At 60.5% G+C, this 357-nt stretch carries 1 protein-coding gene; it reads left to right on the top strand.

What is annotated here, in order from left to right; translation table 11 throughout:
- Window positions 1-357, top strand: a 357-nt coding sequence (locus EN808_RS35370) for an ABC transporter permease (protein ID WP_135918235.1), incomplete at both ends; no start/stop codon positions are given.

The raw sequence follows: 357 nt of genomic DNA, 5'->3' as shown, positions 1-357 counted from the left end.
GGTTTCCCGACTGCCTATTTCATGGCGACGCGGCCGCCGGCGCAGCGCAACTGGTGGGTGCTTCTGATCACCATTCCGTTCTGGTCGAACCTTCTGGTGCGCACGCTGGCGATCATGTTCATCATCCGCGACGAGGGCCTGATCAACAACGCGCTGATCGGCCTCGGCGTGATCGATAAGCCGATCACCATGCTCTACACCAACTTTGCCATCCAGCTCGGCCTGCTCTACGCCTTCCTGCCGTTCATGGTGCTGCCGCTCTATTCGAGCCTGGAGAAACTCGACTTCCGGCTGATCGAGGCGGCCTACGATCTCTATGCGACACGCAGGCAGGTGCTGTGGCGGGTGATCATTCCG

It is taken from the genome of Mesorhizobium sp. M8A.F.Ca.ET.165.01.1.1 (assembly GCF_004792065.1).
GTDB lineage: Bacteria > Pseudomonadota > Alphaproteobacteria > Rhizobiales > Rhizobiaceae > Mesorhizobium.
This window is presented reverse-complemented; position numbering and strand designations above follow the sequence as displayed.